Source organism: Devosia naphthalenivorans, from assembly GCF_003056355.1.
GTDB classification, from domain to species: Bacteria; Pseudomonadota; Alphaproteobacteria; order Rhizobiales; family Devosiaceae; genus Devosia; species Devosia naphthalenivorans.
Map to the genome: position 1 here is coordinate 22,216 of NZ_PYVW01000016.1, position 15,812 is coordinate 38,027.

Annotated in this window: 21 protein-coding genes and 1 tRNA gene; 14 read left to right on the forward strand and 8 right to left on the reverse strand. The window is 58.7% G+C overall.

Translation table 11 applies throughout. The annotated features are described in order from the left end of the window. Positions 1–57: 57 nt before the first annotated feature. Positions 58–546, forward strand: a complete 489-nt coding sequence (locus C8264_RS17345; protein ID WP_108462249.1) for a Panacea domain-containing protein — start codon at positions 58–60, stop codon at positions 544–546. Continuing rightward, positions 530–937: a hypothetical protein gene (locus tag C8264_RS17350; RefSeq protein WP_108462250.1), complete on the forward strand. Its 408-nt coding sequence runs from the start codon at positions 530–532 to the stop codon at positions 935–937. Before C8264_RS17345 ends, C8264_RS17350 begins: the two co-directional genes overlap by 17 nt. 111 nt (positions 938–1,048) lie before the next feature. Here the strand turns inward: C8264_RS17350 and C8264_RS17355 are convergent, their stop codons facing one another. Both C8264_RS17355 and C8264_RS22405 read right to left on the reverse strand, forming a co-directional pair. Next, positions 1,049–2,236: a COG3904 family protein gene (locus C8264_RS17355; protein ID WP_108462251.1), complete on the reverse strand. Its 1,188-nt coding sequence runs from the start codon at positions 2,234–2,236 to the stop codon at positions 1,049–1,051. Positions 2,237–2,240: 4 nt separating this feature from the next. Continuing rightward, the gene (locus tag C8264_RS22405) at positions 2,241–2,570 is read right to left on the reverse strand and encodes an excalibur calcium-binding domain-containing protein (protein WP_205245722.1); all 330 of its coding nucleotides are present in this window, start codon (positions 2,568–2,570) and stop codon (positions 2,241–2,243) included. Here C8264_RS22405 and C8264_RS17365 point away from each other — a divergent pair. Continuing rightward, on the forward strand, positions 2,563–2,958 hold the full coding sequence (locus C8264_RS17365; RefSeq protein ID WP_162783727.1) for a thermonuclease family protein: 396 nt from the start codon (positions 2,563–2,565) through the stop codon (positions 2,956–2,958). The genes C8264_RS22405 and C8264_RS17365 overlap by 8 nt on opposite strands. Positions 2,959–3,041: 83 nt before the next feature. On the opposite strand, the gene C8264_RS17370 is transcribed toward C8264_RS17365, so the two are convergent. The 4 genes from C8264_RS17370 to C8264_RS17400 form a co-directional block, all read right to left on the reverse strand. Then, positions 3,042–3,368: a hypothetical protein gene (locus C8264_RS17370; protein ID WP_205245723.1), complete on the reverse strand. Its 327-nt coding sequence runs from the start codon at positions 3,366–3,368 to the stop codon at positions 3,042–3,044. A gap of 672 nt (positions 3,369–4,040) precedes the next feature. Further along, the gene (locus tag C8264_RS17380; protein ID WP_108462254.1) at positions 4,041–4,325 is read right to left on the reverse strand and encodes a hypothetical protein; all 285 of its coding nucleotides are present in this window, start codon (positions 4,323–4,325) and stop codon (positions 4,041–4,043) included. A 1,353-nt stretch (positions 4,326–5,678) separates the two neighbouring features. After that, positions 5,679–6,002: a hypothetical protein gene (locus C8264_RS17395; RefSeq protein ID WP_108462257.1), complete on the reverse strand. Its 324-nt coding sequence runs from the start codon at positions 6,000–6,002 to the stop codon at positions 5,679–5,681. A gap of 2 nt (positions 6,003–6,004) precedes the next feature. Beyond that, entirely contained in the window at positions 6,005–6,253 is a 249-nt protein-coding gene (locus C8264_RS17400; RefSeq protein WP_108462258.1) for a helix-turn-helix domain-containing protein, read from the reverse strand. An 88-nt stretch (positions 6,254–6,341) separates the two neighbouring features. Between C8264_RS17400 and C8264_RS17405 the strand changes: the two genes are divergently transcribed. The 8 genes from C8264_RS17405 (at position 6,342) to C8264_RS17435 (ending at position 9,415) form a co-directional block, all read left to right on the forward strand. Further along, positions 6,342–6,665: a hypothetical protein gene (locus C8264_RS17405; protein WP_108462259.1), complete on the forward strand. Its 324-nt coding sequence runs from the start codon at positions 6,342–6,344 to the stop codon at positions 6,663–6,665. Beyond that, positions 6,665–6,832 carry a hypothetical protein gene (locus tag C8264_RS22255; protein WP_162783728.1) on the forward strand — a complete coding sequence of 56 codons (168 nt, stop codon included), beginning with the start codon at positions 6,665–6,667 and terminating at the stop codon, positions 6,830–6,832. The genes C8264_RS17405 and C8264_RS22255 overlap by 1 nt, the downstream gene beginning before the upstream one ends. A gap of 63 nt (positions 6,833–6,895) precedes the next feature. Further along, complete coding sequence (locus tag C8264_RS17410; RefSeq protein ID WP_108462260.1) at positions 6,896–7,579, forward strand: hypothetical protein; 684 nt, start codon at positions 6,896–6,898, stop codon at positions 7,577–7,579. Continuing rightward, on the forward strand, positions 7,579–8,034 hold the full coding sequence (locus C8264_RS17415) for a hypothetical protein (RefSeq protein ID WP_108462261.1): 456 nt from the start codon (positions 7,579–7,581) through the stop codon (positions 8,032–8,034). Before C8264_RS17410 ends, C8264_RS17415 begins: the two co-directional genes overlap by 1 nt. Further along, positions 8,031–8,333, forward strand: coding sequence for a hypothetical protein (locus C8264_RS17420; RefSeq protein WP_108462262.1), 303 nt, complete (start codon positions 8,031–8,033; stop codon positions 8,331–8,333). The genes C8264_RS17415 and C8264_RS17420 overlap by 4 nt, the downstream gene beginning before the upstream one ends. After that, a complete protein-coding gene (locus tag C8264_RS17425) occupies positions 8,330–8,665 on the forward strand; it encodes a hypothetical protein (RefSeq protein ID WP_108462263.1) in 336 nt (111 codons plus the stop codon). The genes C8264_RS17420 and C8264_RS17425 overlap by 4 nt, the downstream gene beginning before the upstream one ends. Then, the gene (locus C8264_RS17430) at positions 8,665–8,877 is read left to right on the forward strand and encodes a hypothetical protein (RefSeq protein WP_108462264.1); all 213 of its coding nucleotides are present in this window, start codon (positions 8,665–8,667) and stop codon (positions 8,875–8,877) included. The genes C8264_RS17425 and C8264_RS17430 overlap by 1 nt, the downstream gene beginning before the upstream one ends. A gap of 133 nt (positions 8,878–9,010) precedes the next feature. Next, a complete protein-coding gene (locus C8264_RS17435) occupies positions 9,011–9,415 on the forward strand; it encodes a hypothetical protein (RefSeq protein ID WP_108462265.1) in 405 nt (134 codons plus the stop codon). Between the two features lie 209 nt (positions 9,416–9,624). On the opposite strand, the gene C8264_RS17440 is transcribed toward C8264_RS17435, so the two are convergent. After that, positions 9,625–9,996: a hypothetical protein gene (locus tag C8264_RS17440; protein WP_245893339.1), complete on the reverse strand. Its 372-nt coding sequence runs from the start codon at positions 9,994–9,996 to the stop codon at positions 9,625–9,627. A 192-nt stretch (positions 9,997–10,188) separates the two neighbouring features. On the opposite strand from C8264_RS17440, the gene C8264_RS17445 reads away from it, so the two are divergent. After that, positions 10,189–10,530 (forward strand): hypothetical protein, encoded by a 342-nt coding sequence (locus tag C8264_RS17445; RefSeq protein ID WP_108462266.1) that lies wholly within the window; start codon positions 10,189–10,191, stop codon positions 10,528–10,530. 1,062 nt (positions 10,531–11,592) lie between these two features. On the opposite strand, the gene C8264_RS17450 is transcribed toward C8264_RS17445, so the two are convergent. Then, a tRNA-His gene (locus tag C8264_RS17450) sits at positions 11,593–11,669 on the reverse strand. A gap of 365 nt (positions 11,670–12,034) precedes the next feature. Here C8264_RS17450 and C8264_RS17455 point away from each other — a divergent pair. Continuing rightward, positions 12,035–14,485, forward strand: a complete 2,451-nt coding sequence (locus C8264_RS17455) for a sensor histidine kinase (protein WP_162783729.1) — start codon at positions 12,035–12,037, stop codon at positions 14,483–14,485. A gap of 201 nt (positions 14,486–14,686) precedes the next feature. Then, complete coding sequence (locus C8264_RS17460; protein WP_108462268.1) at positions 14,687–15,733, forward strand: extracellular solute-binding protein; 1,047 nt, start codon at positions 14,687–14,689, stop codon at positions 15,731–15,733. The last annotated feature ends 79 nt before the right edge of the window (positions 15,734–15,812 follow it).

The following is a 15,812-nucleotide window of genomic DNA, read 5'->3' on the forward strand; positions in this document are numbered from 1 at the left end:
GAATAGGGATTCCGCCCGTTCAGTCTGTGATGTATAAGTCCGCACAAAGGTGGACCGATGCGCACTTATCACGCCGATGACATCGCTGATTTCTTCATCGCCCGCTCAAATCCAGAGTTTGGCGACCTGATTTCAAACTTGAAGCTGCAGAAGCTCTGCTACTATGCAGCAGGATTGATCGCGGCCGTTCGCGAGGATGACCGTTGCCCGCTGTTTGCTGATGGAGTTGAGGCTTGGCAGCATGGGCCTGTAGTTCCTTCTCAGTACCGGCGCTTTGCGCAGCACGGGGCGGATAATATCCCTCCCAAGGACGACTTCGATTTCTCTCAGTTTGACGCGAACGACCTTTCGGTCCTTGATGACGTGTACAATTTCTATGGCCAGTACAGCGCATGGAAGTTGCGGAACATGACTCACGAAGAGCGCCCGTGGCTGGACGCGTACCATCGTTTGAATAAGACGATCACCACGTCCGAATTGCGTGAGTTCTTCGCCAATGAGGTGAGCCGCGAGTACGTCGAGTCCTATCGTGTTAAGGCCGCGTGATAGCAAGAAGCCGTTCGCCAATAGCGTAGGCTCCAGCGCGTCAGAGAACCCCGACACGCAGCCGCCCATCTTCTCATTTGAGAAGATGCAGGACGGTTCCGGGTACAGTGTGAACTGCTGCGAACGTGACGATCAGGCGGCTCTAGCGAAGCGGCTTTTTCTGCTGTCTCAGATGAACTGGCGCGATATCCGAAATGCGCCTCGTCATGGCACCGGGACGGAGACGATTGCCCGCAAGTCGTTGAAGACAAAGCTCCCTAGCTCAGTGACAGAGGATAGCACTATCCTGGCACTCCGCTTCAACGGCAAGAAGGCGATGATAGGCTATCGCGATGCCCGCGTGTTCTATGTGCTGCTATTGGACCACGATTTCAGTGCATACGATCATTAGGCTGCCCGCTGCCAATAGCCAGCCCAATTGCAGCTCACCGGATGTCGTTGCGCAACTAGCTGGCCAACAGGGGCCAGAACGTTCGACTAGCTGAGGCCTCGCAAGCTCCTGTTATTCCACCCATGACTCCACAACATCGCGAAACATGTCCGTGGCTGTATCGTCCTTCTCAAGCGTCAGGATGGCATTCCGCCCACTCTCCAGTACCAGCGCTAAGTCAAAGTAGCGCTCGGTCAGTAAGATGGAGTTCTCGGTTATATCGGCGTCTTGGCTCGATAGCGCGAACAGAAATTCGCTGCCTTGGACAACCGCTGACGCTCCGACTATCGGCCGTCCAACTGTCATAGGTTCAGCTTTTGCCAGCACGCCAGGCAATTTGCGAACCCTATCCGGTGACCCTGGACCGGCGTAACTGAAATTGACGTGCAGCATGGCATCAGCAGGCAGGCTGGCGTCCTTATTGTCGCGCCACGTCACCTTTGCTTCCAAGGTAGCAAACGCAAGCGGGACTGACACTTCGGCAACAACCATATCACCGCCATCCGGATCGGCAGTGCGTGTCCACCACACATGACCATACACCGGCACCGCACCATCCGGTCCACCTGCCGCGAGATAGATTGCTGCCGGCGAGGGTACGTCTGCCGGAATAGATGTCGTGGTACTCGGTACCGAAGGAGGTGGCAGGAGTGCGCTTTGAGGCGGAGCGGCAAATATTTGCACCGGTTCGCTTGTCACTTCAGCAGTGACTGTGCGGTTGAGGCCCAGTTTGGAGGCTTCCTCAGCGTCGTAAACCCGTATGTCTTCCGGCGCCGTCCTGAGCATTTCTGAAATCACCACTGGCGGTACGTCGAATTCCGCCAGGGTGTCGAGCATGTCCGATATAGCCACTTGAACGGAATATTGGTCACCCACGGCATTGGCCATCTGATGGACGCCAAGCTCACCCTCTACACTCCGGTTCTCACCGGCGAAGTAGATGTAGGCGCAGGCAGAATAGCAGCCGCTGCCCTCGCTTATGACAGTGTCGATTCCCCTGTCGAAAACTTCCTGGGCGACCAGCAACCCTGCAGTCACGTCACCCCCATCGCTATGCAGCGCCAAGAGCTTCACATCGGGGAATTTCCGCAATGCCCGCCGCAAATCAATTGGAGCATTCTGCTGGATAGGACCAACCAAGGCGAGCAGCTCAGGGTGGTCATCATAGATAACGAAGGACCCGAAACGCTGCATTTCCGCGCAGGCGGGTAATGTCGATGCGGCCAGAACTACTGCGACAGTTCCTAGCGCCTTGAGCATGCTGTTAGTCCAGACTTTCGCAGGCGATCCCGTCATTGTCCCGGTCCAGCCGATCAGGGTCCCCAGGCCCATGAGCCTCAAAATACGCTTGGGCTTCTCGCTGTAAACCGAAGTCCTTGCAATCCATATCTGCCAGCGCGGGCGACACGCTGGCGAGCGAAAGCCCTACCAATGCAGCCGCAAGTAAAACCCGGTTCGTTTTCATTGATGCTTCCCCTATGCAAAGCTCGCAGCCACGATAGTCTGAGTCAATGATTTCGAATAAACCCCACAATGCGGCGCGCTCCCTCGTTCGCACGTCAACCGCCGCCGGAATCTTGTTCATCTTGGCCATATCGGTGCTGCCAGCACTTGCAGGCACACCCAGTCTGGACATGTGCGGAAATCGACGCAACACGGCAGACAAAACCTGCTTGGTCGATGGGGATACCCTCTGGCTTTATGGTGAGAACATCAGGCTCAAGGACTTCGACACCCCCGAACCGCAGAGTTCCATCTGCGGTGGCGACGCCGAAGTTGAGTTAGCGCATCAGGCGAGCGCGCGCATGCTGGTGCTGCTCAATTCCAATGACTGGACCATCGAGCGCTTCGGGCTGGATAGCACCAGCAGCAAGCGCCGTTTGGCAACAATACGCATCAATGGGCGGGACGTGGGGGATATCCTCGTTGAGGAGCGGCTGGCGCGGCGATGGCCAGCTGGAAAGGAGTGGTGGTGCAGCTAAAGGCAGTCAGCTGCACCCGGCTGTTATTTAGTTACATCGGAAATGAACCGGTTGCGGATGAGAACTTGGACTTCTACGCGATCCTACTGCCCCAGCGTCGGGCACGAGAAGTAGCAGGGCTGCACGAGCTTTGGGGGCTCTGTTGCATAGGGATTGCTAGCCGAGTAGGGCGAATACTCACTGCCATACTTCCCGTAGGGGTTGTTCACAGAATCGGGGCTGTATTCACTGCCGTAGCGCCCATAGGGGTTCGAAATCGAATCTGGGGCATACTGGTCGGAGCTAAATTCACCCAGGTATGTGCCGTCTGGCGAAACAATGATGGGCTTCTGCCCAAATCCGAACTGTTGTGCATCAGCGGCAGAAGTAAAGGCGACAATGGCTAGAGTTGCGGCAGCAAGTCGAAGCATGAATCCCTCCCAGGACAGGGAAGGACATTGCTGGCTATTCTTCTTACAAGTCAATCCGCGCGGCTCGGTAGCGCCGTACGATTTGCAGACGATAGCCCGCCGTCACACTGATGAAATGGAGAGACACAGCGGGCGAGCCGTGCCTCTCCTGCCGTATTGCCTCCGGCGCAATGCACGGCATAAACCATCAGGGCTGAATCGGAATCTGCGGGCAACCTGCTCTATCGGCTTAGCTCAAAGTAGCAGTTTGGTACTTCGCCAAGAGCGACAAGCCGGTGTTCGTGGCATGTACCTTTGCCGGTGACCCCATCACCAAGCGGTCTGCCATTAGCATTTGGAGGATGAGGCTATCCTCAACGGCATGGGGGCTGTTGACCAGGCTCTTGAGTATGGCGACGGCCTCGGGAGTGAGTTCTCCACATGTACGCAGATGTTCTAGTCTCAACGCCTCGGGCTCAGCGGCTCGCCTTTCAACTCAGCAGCCTTGAGCGCCATCTCAACCTCATCCAGAAATCTTGTCCACATAGGGCGACCCTCGTATGTGGCGTCTGGCGGTATCGCATAGGCCTTACAGCGCTCGCGGCAGGCTTTCTCTCTTGGGTCTTCAGGATTGCGCGCGCGAGGGGCACGCTTCGGGCGTTTGGGCTTGCGGGCAAGGGCCATCGGTTGTCGCTAGTGCACTATCGGGTCATCGAACTCGAACTGCTCGATGCCGTCCTTAGCTAAAGTGGCAATGAATTCGCTGTAGGCGGCGCCATCGCTAGGGAACGTGTCCTCCCAAATAGTGGAACCGCCCAACCGGTTTTCGACCTCCAAAGTCCATTCGTCATTGGTCCCGGCAAGGCGGAAGATGCTGACTTCCACCTCAACGCCATTGTGCGAGTGAGGCCCGCTGTGGACAGAATATTCAATCTCGGGGTTTTCCGTTTCGGTCGGATCAATTGCCCTGTTCGTCATGCGCTACCCTAGGTGCCTCGCCTTCAATTCCCCGGTGAATGGCGAGCATATAGTTGAGTCCCTGCTTGTCGCAATTGCTTCCGGGGCAAAGCGTCAATGCGACCGCCACTCTGGCTGCATCAGAGACACCCCCATCGGCGCGGGGGGATAGACCATAGGGTGTAGTTGCACTCGCCCTCTTTATCATCATGATTTCGGCGGCGCGCCGAGTAATAGTCAGCCGAAGGGCCCGCTGCGCTAACGCATCGGCTTCCTGGTTCGTCGGGATCTGCCGCTGCCAGGCAGTTGAGGAAGCAGATGCCAAGTGACCGTGACATGCACGACTTCTACAATCGCACTCCTGGCACGCCCTATGGCGAGTATCGCACGTGGGTGGCTGATGGGGGCCCCAAATCCACAGAGACCAAAACGGGCGGTTTTTCCCCTAAACGTGGTGGCAGCGAGACCACAGGGGCCGCGCTCTGGGCCTTCGCAGTCTCTATGGTCGCAGCCTTCTGTTTGCTCAATGTATTGGGAAAGGCGGGCTACATAGCCGACCAAGGCGCTTTCAACGTATTGATCTTGGCGGCATTCGTATGTGGTTTCTGCGTCCTTATCGCCTACATGGGAAGCTGGCTCAATTTGCCGATTTACCTGTTCTGCGCTGTTGCCCTGGGACTGATGTATGGAGGATGGCCCGCTGCAATTATGGGGTCTTTTTTCGTCACCACAGCCTTCGCCGTTCGCTGGGCGCCAGTAGTGTACATTGGAGAGCGGCGACCTGGTGTCTTGCGCGTTGCAAGATGGGCCTCATACCTGAGTTGGGGCGTACTTGCCGCGACAATCTGTCTGCTCGGGTACCTAAACTTCCGATAGGGCCATTCGATGATGAGCGTTATGGCTTCGTTAACCATGCGACACGTTTCGGCCTGCGGCAAAGCGTCCGAACCCGATCCAAAGAGGTTTACTCCCATACTGCGGGAGAGAGCCTATGTCTTGCCAATTTCGATTTGTAATCGAACCAGATCCTACAGCTGTAGCTCTGCGCCTCTTCCTCGATGAGGACTACCCTCAAGGGGAGGTGACAGGCCCGTTGATAGGGGACTCACCCAAGTCCGTTTGCCGCCACGTGGACAGGTGCGTGTCTGATAAAGACACCGCATTTATGGCTGCCATCAGGATAGCCAACACGAACGACACTGAAGTTGTCGTATTAGGCGATCAAGGGCTATGGGATCCTCGCTGGGGCGTGCTGACGTGCAAGATATTTTCGGGGCAGCGGTGACAAAGCTGGCCGCACCTTGCTCAACTGCATGAAGTGCTCGGCCGGCTAAGGTCGAGCGCCCGACTGTGATGTTGTGGCGACGTGGCGATTTACCCTCTAACTATGAGCCAAGCCAGGCCCAATAAAATCGGCAGCAGCAAGCCCAAAATGATAAGCCGCAATTGGCGGACGCCCCGCGCGGCCGTGCTTGCAGCGTACACGGCATGGGCTGCGTCCTGCCGGGCATGGGCCAGCAACTTATCGCGGGTATCTTGATCAAGTGAGTAATCAGCTGACTTGGATCGAAAGTACCCAAGATCCTCGTGCAACACGTTCCGCGCAGTAGCAGCATCAATTTCCGGCTGACCCGCCCCCAGCTCCTTCATAGCTCTGAGCTGCATACGGAGGGCTTCGACAGCGTCTTGGTTGTGCATCGTCAACTCGCTTCGCGGGGCTTTGCCAGCCGCACACCCGCCCCGCCGCCATTCTCAGGGATGAATTCCACACCGGCCGACTCATAGACTCGCCGTATCGCTTCGATGGTCACAGGCTGCGCGCCACGCGGCCCCTGATCGTCCTGCTCAATGCGGCTGACGGTGTTGGGCGTTACCTTCGCCAGTTCTGCAACTTCGCGAACGCCGAGCTTGAGCAAAGCCCTTGCAGCTCTTGCCTGAGCAGGTGTCATGGGTACCTCGTATATATTTCAATACACCGTATTGACAACGATGCTGTACCGATATAGATACAGGGTACCCCAAAGGAGGGCAAACGAAATGCTCAATCGCTCCGAAATCCTCACCAAAGCCTGGGCCGACTACCGTCGCGATGTGAAGATGGGTTGGGGCGTTCGCCGGGGCGAAGCATTCAACCGCCAGCACTTCGGTTACTGCCTCCGCATGGCCTGGGCAGTCGCCAAGGAAGTTACGGCCCGCAAGCCCGCTCCCCAGCCGGTCGCCAAGGCCTGCGCCGATCCTGTCCGGGCCGAAGCCATCCGCACCGAACTCCGCGACATGGAATTGGCTTCCGACTTCATCAACTGGACGCAGCGCGCCACCCTTAGCGCCCAACTCGCGGCCCTGCACTCGGGAGCGGCATGATGAACACCGCTACCGCTATCACCGCCCGCCCGCCGCCGCCGTTGGCGCTGATCGAGGCCCGCGCCGAACTAACACTGCTCCTGATGTATGCCGATCAGGACGTGACCATCCACCGCGATAACATCGTGCGCGTCCTTTCAAAGCTGGAAGCGCTCGCCCCCGAGTAGCAGCGCGAGTCTCACCTAAGCACAGATTAACCCACAACTCCCTAGACGGAGAAAGGCGAAGCTATGTCTGAAAATCACGAAATCACCCGCCGTGCACTGCTGATTGCATCCCCCGCGGTTCTCGCCCTGACAGTGGCGCCTGCAGCAGTGCGAGCAATGGATGTGACGCCTACCCTGGGCGCGCTGATCGAAGCGCACCGGCAGGCATATGAGGCTCAGGAAGATGCTTGTTGCGCTGTGTTCGATGTCGAGAACCAGATCAAGCAGTTGCCCAGCATCTTGGCGCCAATCACGGTTTACCCTGATGGAAGCCCCGCCGAAATGCGGGATCTCAGCCTCTACGATCAATCGGACGTTCGGCAATCCATCATCAATCGTCATGCCGAACTGCGCAGAATTCATTGCTGCCCATGGTCGGAGCGGATGGCTCCTGGGTATGTCGCTCAACTGCGTGCTGAACTCGACGCGTCCGAAAAAAGAGCATTCGAACTGCTGGAGAAGGCACTAGCAGGGCGAGCGGAACTGGAGCGCCAAGCCGGATTGTACGAGGTCGAGGCCGTTCGTGATGCAGCGGCAGCAGTCGAGGTGCAGACCCGTATCGACCTACTGCTGTATCGCCCCAAGGACGCGGCTGAGGCAGAGGCCAAGGAGGGGTATATCGGCGGGTTCGTGCCCTTCATGGAAAGCTGGTACGGTGACGATGAGTTCACCATCGCCCTGATCAACCGCTTGGGCGAGGTGGCATAATGGACCGCCGCCAACTTCTCGCTCGCCTGCCCCTGATCGGTGTTGCCGCTGCCGCTCCAGTCGCTGCTGCCGATATGTTCAGCAACCCTTTGGAACGCGCCGAGCACTACGCCCACAAGCTGGCCGAAGCCATGCACGATATCCCGCATGCCATGGAAGTCACCGTTCACAGCGGCGACCGCGATCAGGACATGAACTTTCGCCTGATTGGCCCTGGCACAGGGCGTATCCGCCGCGAAGAACTCACCCGCCGGCTGATGTCGGAAGCTGAACACGCTGATCCCACCATCGAAGCTTGGCACGTGTGGACGCCATCCGCCGCCCAGCCGAATCAACGCCAACGGCTGCGTCTACAAATAAGTGCCATCTCGGATCTGGACCAAAGCGTTTCCTGGAATGACCACATGGGTGGACTGTTCCCTGCGGCGGACTTCAAGAGAGGGTGGGCGAAATGAATGTCCCATTCTTGCGTCCGCACGGATGCCCCAGCGGCCTCGATCCATCCGACTGGCGCAAGGCTCTCGCCGAGCGCATCGACCGCCATGCAGCCATCCTGTCCAATCTGATCGACGCTCTCGATGCAATGGACGGTGATTGCGACCTGGAGGCGAACGGCGATGCCGAACCGTGGCTCGGATGGACCGCTGGAATGGGCCACGCCAACACCCTCGACCTTGAAATCAACGATCAGGACGAGGCCACCTTGTCCATCATCAACACACACTCCGACGCCCGCCGGAAGGCCCGCAAATGAGCCCTATCCTTGTCCCCACCCTGGCTGAATTGCGTGTCGAGCTGGACCGGCTCGACGGGCAAAGGCGAGCAGCCAGCGCCCGCAACAACGCCGACCCGAATGATAGGGCGCTAGAAACGGCATGGAATGATGCCGCAACCGCCTGCTGGCACGTCCTAGATCAGATTGCCGCGCTGCCAGCGTCCTCCATTGCTGACCTGCGGGTCAAAGCCTATGCGTTCGACTGGTCCGCGCGCTTGCTCGATGGTGAGTCCTATTACAATCCCTCAGATGGCGAGGAAGCCATATTGCGCCAGCTCGTGTCCGGCCTGCTGGATGAGAGGATTGCGTGATGAAGCTGCAAGAGCAATGCCGTGCCCTCACCAAGAGGGACCTGCTCAACAAGTTGCAGAAGGTCGAACGGGCCCTCGGTGCCCAGGCCCAACGCGCCGACGCAGCAGAGCGGGAGAATAGCCGCCTATTGGCCGAGATTATCCGGCACCGAAACGGCGCACCCCAATTGCAGACGCGAGAAAACGCAGCGGAGGATATGGATAGGCACTAGACCCAGCGCCGACGCATCAACGTGGCGCGCACAGAGAAGGACCTGGCTGGCGATGCTAACTGAGGCTTTCACCTGCTATAAATGCTTTGTTTCCGGCTTTTCGCGAGCCGGTCCTAGGAGAGGCGAATTCGACATGAAATTGATCAATCAAAGGCTGCTGCTTGCCGGTGCGGTGCTAGCGGCGATGAGCATTCCAGCGTTCGCGCAGGAACCAGCATGCCCAGAAGGCGAAAGCCTCTACCGTCAGGACGTGGACAACGCCGTTGGGTGGAATCAAGTGCTACCCGTCGAGGAGGGGAATGCGGCAACCGTGCGCTTCTTTGGCATGATGGAAATGGAGCGCACCATCAACGGCGACAGCACCATCTACGACACCATAAGCGGAGGCACCGGCATTCGGTCGCGCGCTGCGCTCAATAAGGACAGAGCCACCGACGAAACCCTCACCTATACGTTCTATGACCTGCCAGAAGGCCAGGGAGTTTACGACCATTTCCTAATTGTGGACGGCGACCTGTATTGGCCGGTGTGCCTGTAGGCATACCCGGTAGGGTGTGGTTAAGCCTACTTGGACAAGCAGTGACATACTGCGTCTTTGATTGGGTCCAGCAATTTCGGCGGAGCTCAGGTTTGGGGAAGAATAGTACCGAGGGAAACGCGAAAGGCCCAGCGCTCTTGCTGAGCACGTGGGCCTCTCCTGCCGCGCTGCCTGCTGGGGCACGGCGCGCGGCAATGGGATAAAGGCGGCTACGATATCGGAGCGAACTGGATTCCGCAGTTCTTGATGCGATTCACCTGCTCAATGGCCTGCATTTCACCTTTCATACGCCCCACTTCTGCTGCTGCCGCGCCGTCGCCCTTCATAAAGAATGCTGCGGGCCAGAACAGGACCAGCGCAACACCGGTCATAGCAGCGTCTTGGCTGCGGTTCTTGTCCTGCTGGCCAAAGGCGGCAGCCGCCCGGTTGGAAACCGCCTGCGCTTCATTGCGAAGCTGTGGGCAGCTGAGGTTTTCATATAGGCCGGTAGACACGTAAGTTGGTGCAATGTCCTTTGGCGGCGTTGCGCAGGCAACCAGCATCGATGTCGCGGCGAGCGCGATTGCAATCTTTTTAAGCAATTGAAGTCCCCCAATTAGTGCGCGCAACTAAGCAGGGCTGCTGTAGTTCGACAAGGTAGATATTTACGTATTGTTAATGTTCCTGCACGCGGCCAACGCAGTGAAACTATAGCTGCCAACCATTCTGACTCCTGTTTCGCCTACCCTATCGCGTGGTATGGTCTCCACGCTTTTGCCCGATTGGAGAGTAAGATGCGCTCGTTAATTATCGCCGCTTTGTTGTTGGTCGTGCCGGCCGTGGCTCATGGGCAAACTGACCAGCAGATCCTTGTGGCTCGCTCTTTCGGATACGCAATGCAAGCACAGGGCTGGTGCGACGGCATGATGATCCACTTGCAAACCGAAGAAAAGCTCGCGCGGATCAATGGCGTGAAGCTGCGTGAGGGCGACTTGAAGATGGAATACCTCGCTGGTCTAACGCGCTTCATGGAAGACGAAATCTCCAATGGCGCGGAAGTAGCGTGCAAGAACGCTTGGGACCGTGTTGGCCCCAATGGCTCGGAACATGCCTTCATACTTATGGAGACCCCGTGAGTCCTGCTGCGGACATGACTAGGACTCATGCACGAAGTAAGACATGCGGTCGTCTGCACAGTCTAGCGACACCCTTCGCGCAGAGTTGTACAAGGGCATACACGGGCAGTTTGCTATGAGGATTCGGATGAGTTCTGCATTTCGACTTTGCGCGTTTTGGCTATTTGCTTTTGCGGGCACTGCCTTTGCACAAGAAGGGCCAATAACCCTGGACCCTTACCGGCTCTATGACATTCCAAGATCAATCGAAAGCATGTGTGTAAAGGCGCATTTGGCCCACCGATGCAGTCCGCCAAGGATGAGAGACGTTGAGTGGGTTCAGAAGCATGTTGACCGTTCGGTTTCAGTCGAGTGCATCGTCGGGGTGCGTGAGCGAGGCGGGGGACATTGGGATGCGCCCATCGGCTGCGTGGATGATTACCAAAAGACAATTTACTTGGATTTCGGCACCAATAGCTGGCCACGGGAACGCACTCAAGAACTCCGGGAACGGTGCTATGATGCTCGCCAGTACTACCTATTTCAGAATACACCCGAGTTTAACTCAAGGCTTTGGGCGAAAGGGGCGGACCAAAACGACCGTCACGTGAACGATCAATGCCGAGCCCAGGTATCAGGGGAATTGAAACTAACCCCCTCACGTTCTGGATTACACTTCCCACAGCTCCAGAATGTTCAGATACAGTTCCTGCAGGATTGGACCGTTCGCGTCCCTACCGAGCCGACCAAGGATGCGCCAGGTTCATCTTGGGGCCGCCGTTAGTAGCAGAACGTTACCTACCCAATGGGTACATCGTGCCAACACCCTGCGCATGAACGCAAGGCATGGCCGTCATGGCCACACCTTGCCAAGCGGGCACCTGCATGAAGCAGGTGTGAGGGACGATGAAAAGAGAAGGCCGGATAATTATGCTCACAACCAAATTCCGGTTGCTGCTTGGCCAAGTATTGTTGCAGCGCATTTCTCTTGGCCGTGGCGACCCGGTGGCGACCCGACAGCAACGGAAAGTTCACCCCTGCCGGGGTAAAATCCGAAACACGAGCATTATCAACACGAAAGAGTGGTACCACCTCTCGGGATCGAACCGAGGACCTCTAGATCCACAATCTAGCGCTCTAACCAACTGAGCTAAGGCGGCACATGGGCGTTTGGGGAGGCATCAAGCTCGTCCCGAAAGCGGGCGGAACATAGGGCGAGAATCCGGCGATGACAAGCACCGATTTCGTGCCTGTGGAAGAGTGACGTGGAGCATCGGGAGTGGGGGATTTCGTGCCAGCGAGGCAAGCTTGAGGATTCCTTATCGGTTGGGGTTTAACCATGCGGCGACAAGGACACCCCGCAAACACTGGGGATGCTGGACCCCCAGCGCTGCACAGGGTATTGAAGAAATCTTAAGGTCCCGGGGACAATTGTGCCGGATTGGCACGCCATGATGCCGCCTTCGACGGAGTAAATGAGTTTTCGATGGTTGGTGACTGGATCACATCGCCGAGCGCCCGACGCGTGCAACAGCACGAAACGGATTCGCGCCCGGCCTGGCTGTGGTCCCAGGATGGCCAGACGCTGCTGTGGCACAATTCGGCTGCGGAGCTATTTCTGGCCAAGCTCAAGAAGCACGGTTTGAAGCTCGCAGCGCCCGCCGTTCCGATCAAGGGGCAGGTGGCGCGCAATATCCGGCTTGGATCGATTGGACGGACCAGCCTTGCCCGCATCCAGTTCCTGGCCGGGGAAAAGCCGGCATCGAGCACCTGCGCGACAACCCCACTGGCCTGGCAGGATGGGCAGACCGCGCTGTTGATCGTGGGCGTCGATCCAATCGACGCCGATATTTTGCAGGCGGCTGCCGATTTGCGTGGGCCGGTATCCGTGGCCGAGCCGGAGCCGGTTGTCGAAGCGCCGGTAGAGGAATTTGCCGCGCCTGAGGAAGTCGGGCAGCAATCCAAGCCCGCGGTCGAGGAACCGGCCGAGGCAGTTGCGGAAGAGATTGCGCCATCGGCGGAAACTGACACGAGCGCCTATGAGCGTGAGTTGCAGAACTGGCGCGAGGCAGAGGGCGATCCTGTGCCGCCGTTCGAAATTGTGGCCGCACCGGACGAAGACTTGCGCTCTGATGAACCGGTGGAGGAGCCGGACCAAGTTGCTAGCGAAGAGGCCGGTGGCAGCAGGCTGAGCCGGCTGATGGACCGGTTCACCAATGACGAGACGCTGTTCAGCCCGCTGTCGGCGGAAGACGACAGCCTCCAGGGCGGGGAGATACCGGTCGTGGACGTACCGGCCGAGACGGATGCCGAGGCGGACATTGCTGCGCTGGAAAAGCTCGACGGAATTGCGGATGAAACCCAAGAGCCGGTTGCCCTGGAACCGGAGCGGCCCCTTGTCGATGAGGTTCCGGCCGAAGTTGCAGATGTGGAAGCGGTGGAGCGCGTGTCGCGCTACAATTTCGACGAGTTGTCGCGCATTCTCAATGACCGCGTGGGGGATGCGGCTCCCCCGCCTCCGCCGGTGGTCATCAATGAGCCGGCACGCAGCGGCTCGCTGATCAATCTGGGCGGGGAAACGCTGGTGCTCAACCGGCTGCCGCTGGGCATTCTGGTGTTCCGGGACCAGCAAGTGCTGTTCGCCAACCGGGCCATCACCGAAATGGTGGGGTACAATTCGGTAGAAAGCCTGCGCAAAGCGGGCCTGGCAGCGGTGTTTCCCGCTGCGGGACCGGAGGGGCAGGAAGCCGGACCGGTCAATCATCTGGTGCAGCGCGATGGAACGCTGGTGCCCGTCACCGCGCGGCTGCAGTCGATCTCCTGGCAAGGGCGTCCGGCGCTGATGCTGTCGGCGAGCGCCACGGAAGTGCGCACTGGCCACGAAGAGGCGGTGCGGGCCTTTGCGCGCAGTGCGGCCGAACTGCGTGGCGATGGCTTCTTTGAAGCGACACGCACGGGCGTCGTCAGCGGCCTCACCCCGCGCGCGGTGGCATTGCTGGCGGCCGCTGGACCGCTGGAAGGCAAGCCGCTTTCGGCTGTGATATCGGCTCGTGAACTCACTGAATTGCAGAATTTCCTGGAGCGGCCGGCGCGGTTTGCCGAGAGCGAGCGGCCGTTCCTGCGGCTGCATGCGGGCAATGGCAAGGCCGAGATCGTGTTGTTCGCGCAGGGGCAGGCCGGCGTCGTCACCGGCTATTTCGGTTTCGTGCGCGGGCAGGACGCGGTCCCTACCCGGCTCAGCGGTCCACTTGAAGCCGATCCGGCGCTTTTGGCGCGGATCAGCCGTGGGGTTCGGCGCCCGCTCAACACCATCATCGGGTTTGCCGAACTGCTGCGCTCGCAGGCGTTTAGCGGGCAGCAAGACCAGCCGTACGAAAGCTACGCGCAAGATATCGCCACGGCTGGGCAGGACATCGTCGCCCTGGTGGATGAGCTGGACAGCTATGCCCGGCTGCGCGATGGACGCTATCTGCCCGAGCGTTCGAGCCTGGAGCTAACGTCGTTGCTGGAGTCCTGCGTGACGCGCATCCGGCAACAGGCCAACAGCGCCCGTGTTATCGTGCGCAATGCCATTGCCGAGAACCTGCCCCGGGTGACGGCGGATCGCGCGTCGCTGGAGCAGGCGGTGCTGAACCTTCTGGCCAGCGCAATCGACCAGAGCCCCACGGGTGGCGCTGTGATCATATCGGCAAAGCTGGAAGATGAGGGCGGCATATCCATACATGTGCGGGATAGCTCCAACAACGCCGTGGACATGGCCGAGCGTTTCGTCGTGTTCCGTGATGGCATGGGACGCGACGGCCAGATGCTGGCGCCGGTGCGCTCCAGCGTCGGGCTGGCGCTGACTCGGTCGCTTCTGGCAGTCAATACATTCTCCCTGTCCGTGGACCCGGCAGGTGAACGCGGATTGCTGTTCACCCTGCTTATTCCGGCCGACCTCGTGGAGAAGCAGGCGTCGAGTGGCGTGGCCGAGTAGCTGGAGAGTGCCTGCTGCAATTTGTCGCAGCCTGCGGCGGATTCTTCGAGCCGAATGAATCCAGAGGCTTGTTCAAACCAGTCTTGAACCGTTCCAGACTGTGCTTGTTCGCTCCATCAGGATTTATTGACAAAGATAGTCATGATGCAGATGGCCTTGCAGCGGAGATCTTTCCTCTCTGGATCGCTTGGGAGAACAAAAATGACCAAGAACACTCGCCTTGCCGTGGCCCTTTTGGGGTCGATTGCCGTTTTCGGCATGTCTGCACCGGCTTTTGCCCAAAGCGGCGAAGTCAATATCTATAGCTATCGCGAACAGAGCCTGTTGCAGCCGCTGCTGGACAAGTTCGGCGAAGAAACCGGCATCAAGACCAACGTGCTCTATGCCGGAGACGGACTGCTGGAGCGGGTTGCGGCGGAAGGTGAATTGTCGCCGGCCGACGTGGTGCTGACCGTCGACATCGGCAATCTGGTGGGAGCAGAGGAACAGGGGCTGACGCAGGCGATCACCACGCCCGTTCTGGCCGAACGCGTGCCCGAAGCATTCCGGGATGATGACGGAAACTGGACCGCACTGTCGCTGCGTGCGCGCGTGTTCTACGTATCCAAGGACCGCGTGGATGACACGGCCCTCACTTATGACGACATTACCGGACCAGAATGGAAGGGACGCCTGTGCACGCGGGCGGGAGACCATCCATACAATATCGGCCTCATCGCGCAGCGCATTGCCGCGCACGGTCTTGATGAAACCCGCACCTGGCTGACGGCTGTGCGGGACAATTTGGCTTATCCACCATCCGGAGGGGACCGCGAGGGCGTCAAGAACATCCTGGCCGGCACCTGTGATCTGTCGATCACCAATACCTATTACATGGGCGCGATGCTCAACAACGACGCCGAACCCGAGCAAAAGGAATGGGCGGCGTCTGCCCGCATCATCTATCCAGATGTTGAAGGTGAAGGCACGCAGGTCAATGTTGCCGGCGGCTTCATTGCAAAGCACGCACCGAACCCGGAAAACGCCAATGCACTGATTGCATTCCTGTTATCGGATGAAGCGCAGGCGATCTACGCCGACACCAATTACGAGTTTCCGGTGGTGCCATCCGTTTCGCCGGCCGAGCTGACGCTGTCTTGGGGGACGCTGAAGCCCGTGGAGACGCCGTTGACCGAGGTGGCAGCGCACCGCGACGAAGCGGCGGCACTTGTGGATGAACTGCGGTTCAACGAAGGTGCGCAGAACTAGTTTGATGCGCCTGTGAAGTGAGTTCGCGGTGGCAATGCAAAATGCTGCCGCGAACTCCAATCCCAGACGGACCCTGAGA

Coding starts and splice junctions, on each gene's coding strand:
- C8264_RS17345 (WP_108462249.1), top strand. CDS start 58: ATGCGCACTTATCACGCCGATGACATCGCTGATTTCTTCATCGCCCGC.
- C8264_RS17355 (WP_108462251.1), bottom strand. CDS start 2,236: ATGCTCAAGGCGCTAGGAACTGTCGCAGTAGTTCTGGCCGCATCGACA.
- C8264_RS22405 (WP_205245722.1), bottom strand. CDS start 2,570: ATGGCCAAGATGAACAAGATTCCGGCGGCGGTTGACGTGCGAACGAGG.
- C8264_RS17370 (WP_205245723.1), bottom strand. CDS start 3,368: ATGCTTCGACTTGCTGCCGCAACTCTAGCCATTGTCGCCTTTACTTCT.
- C8264_RS17380 (WP_108462254.1), bottom strand. CDS start 4,325: ATGACGAACAGGGCAATTGATCCGACCGAAACGGAAAACCCCGAGATT.
- C8264_RS17395 (WP_108462257.1), bottom strand. CDS start 6,002: ATGCACAACCAAGACGCTGTCGAAGCCCTCCGTATGCAGCTCAGAGCT.
- C8264_RS17400 (WP_108462258.1), bottom strand. CDS start 6,253: ATGACACCTGCTCAGGCAAGAGCTGCAAGGGCTTTGCTCAAGCTCGGC.
- C8264_RS17405 (WP_108462259.1), top strand. CDS start 6,342: ATGCTCAATCGCTCCGAAATCCTCACCAAAGCCTGGGCCGACTACCGT.
- C8264_RS22255 (WP_162783728.1), top strand. CDS start 6,665: ATGAACACCGCTACCGCTATCACCGCCCGCCCGCCGCCGCCGTTGGCG.
- C8264_RS17410 (WP_108462260.1), top strand. CDS start 6,896: ATGTCTGAAAATCACGAAATCACCCGCCGTGCACTGCTGATTGCATCC.
- C8264_RS17415 (WP_108462261.1), top strand. CDS start 7,579: ATGGACCGCCGCCAACTTCTCGCTCGCCTGCCCCTGATCGGTGTTGCC.
- C8264_RS17420 (WP_108462262.1), top strand. CDS start 8,031: ATGAATGTCCCATTCTTGCGTCCGCACGGATGCCCCAGCGGCCTCGAT.
- C8264_RS17425 (WP_108462263.1), top strand. CDS start 8,330: ATGAGCCCTATCCTTGTCCCCACCCTGGCTGAATTGCGTGTCGAGCTG.
- C8264_RS17430 (WP_108462264.1), top strand. CDS start 8,665: ATGAAGCTGCAAGAGCAATGCCGTGCCCTCACCAAGAGGGACCTGCTC.
- C8264_RS17435 (WP_108462265.1), top strand. CDS start 9,011: ATGAAATTGATCAATCAAAGGCTGCTGCTTGCCGGTGCGGTGCTAGCG.
- C8264_RS17445 (WP_108462266.1), top strand. CDS start 10,189: ATGCGCTCGTTAATTATCGCCGCTTTGTTGTTGGTCGTGCCGGCCGTG.
- C8264_RS17460 (WP_108462268.1), top strand. CDS start 14,687: ATGACCAAGAACACTCGCCTTGCCGTGGCCCTTTTGGGGTCGATTGCC.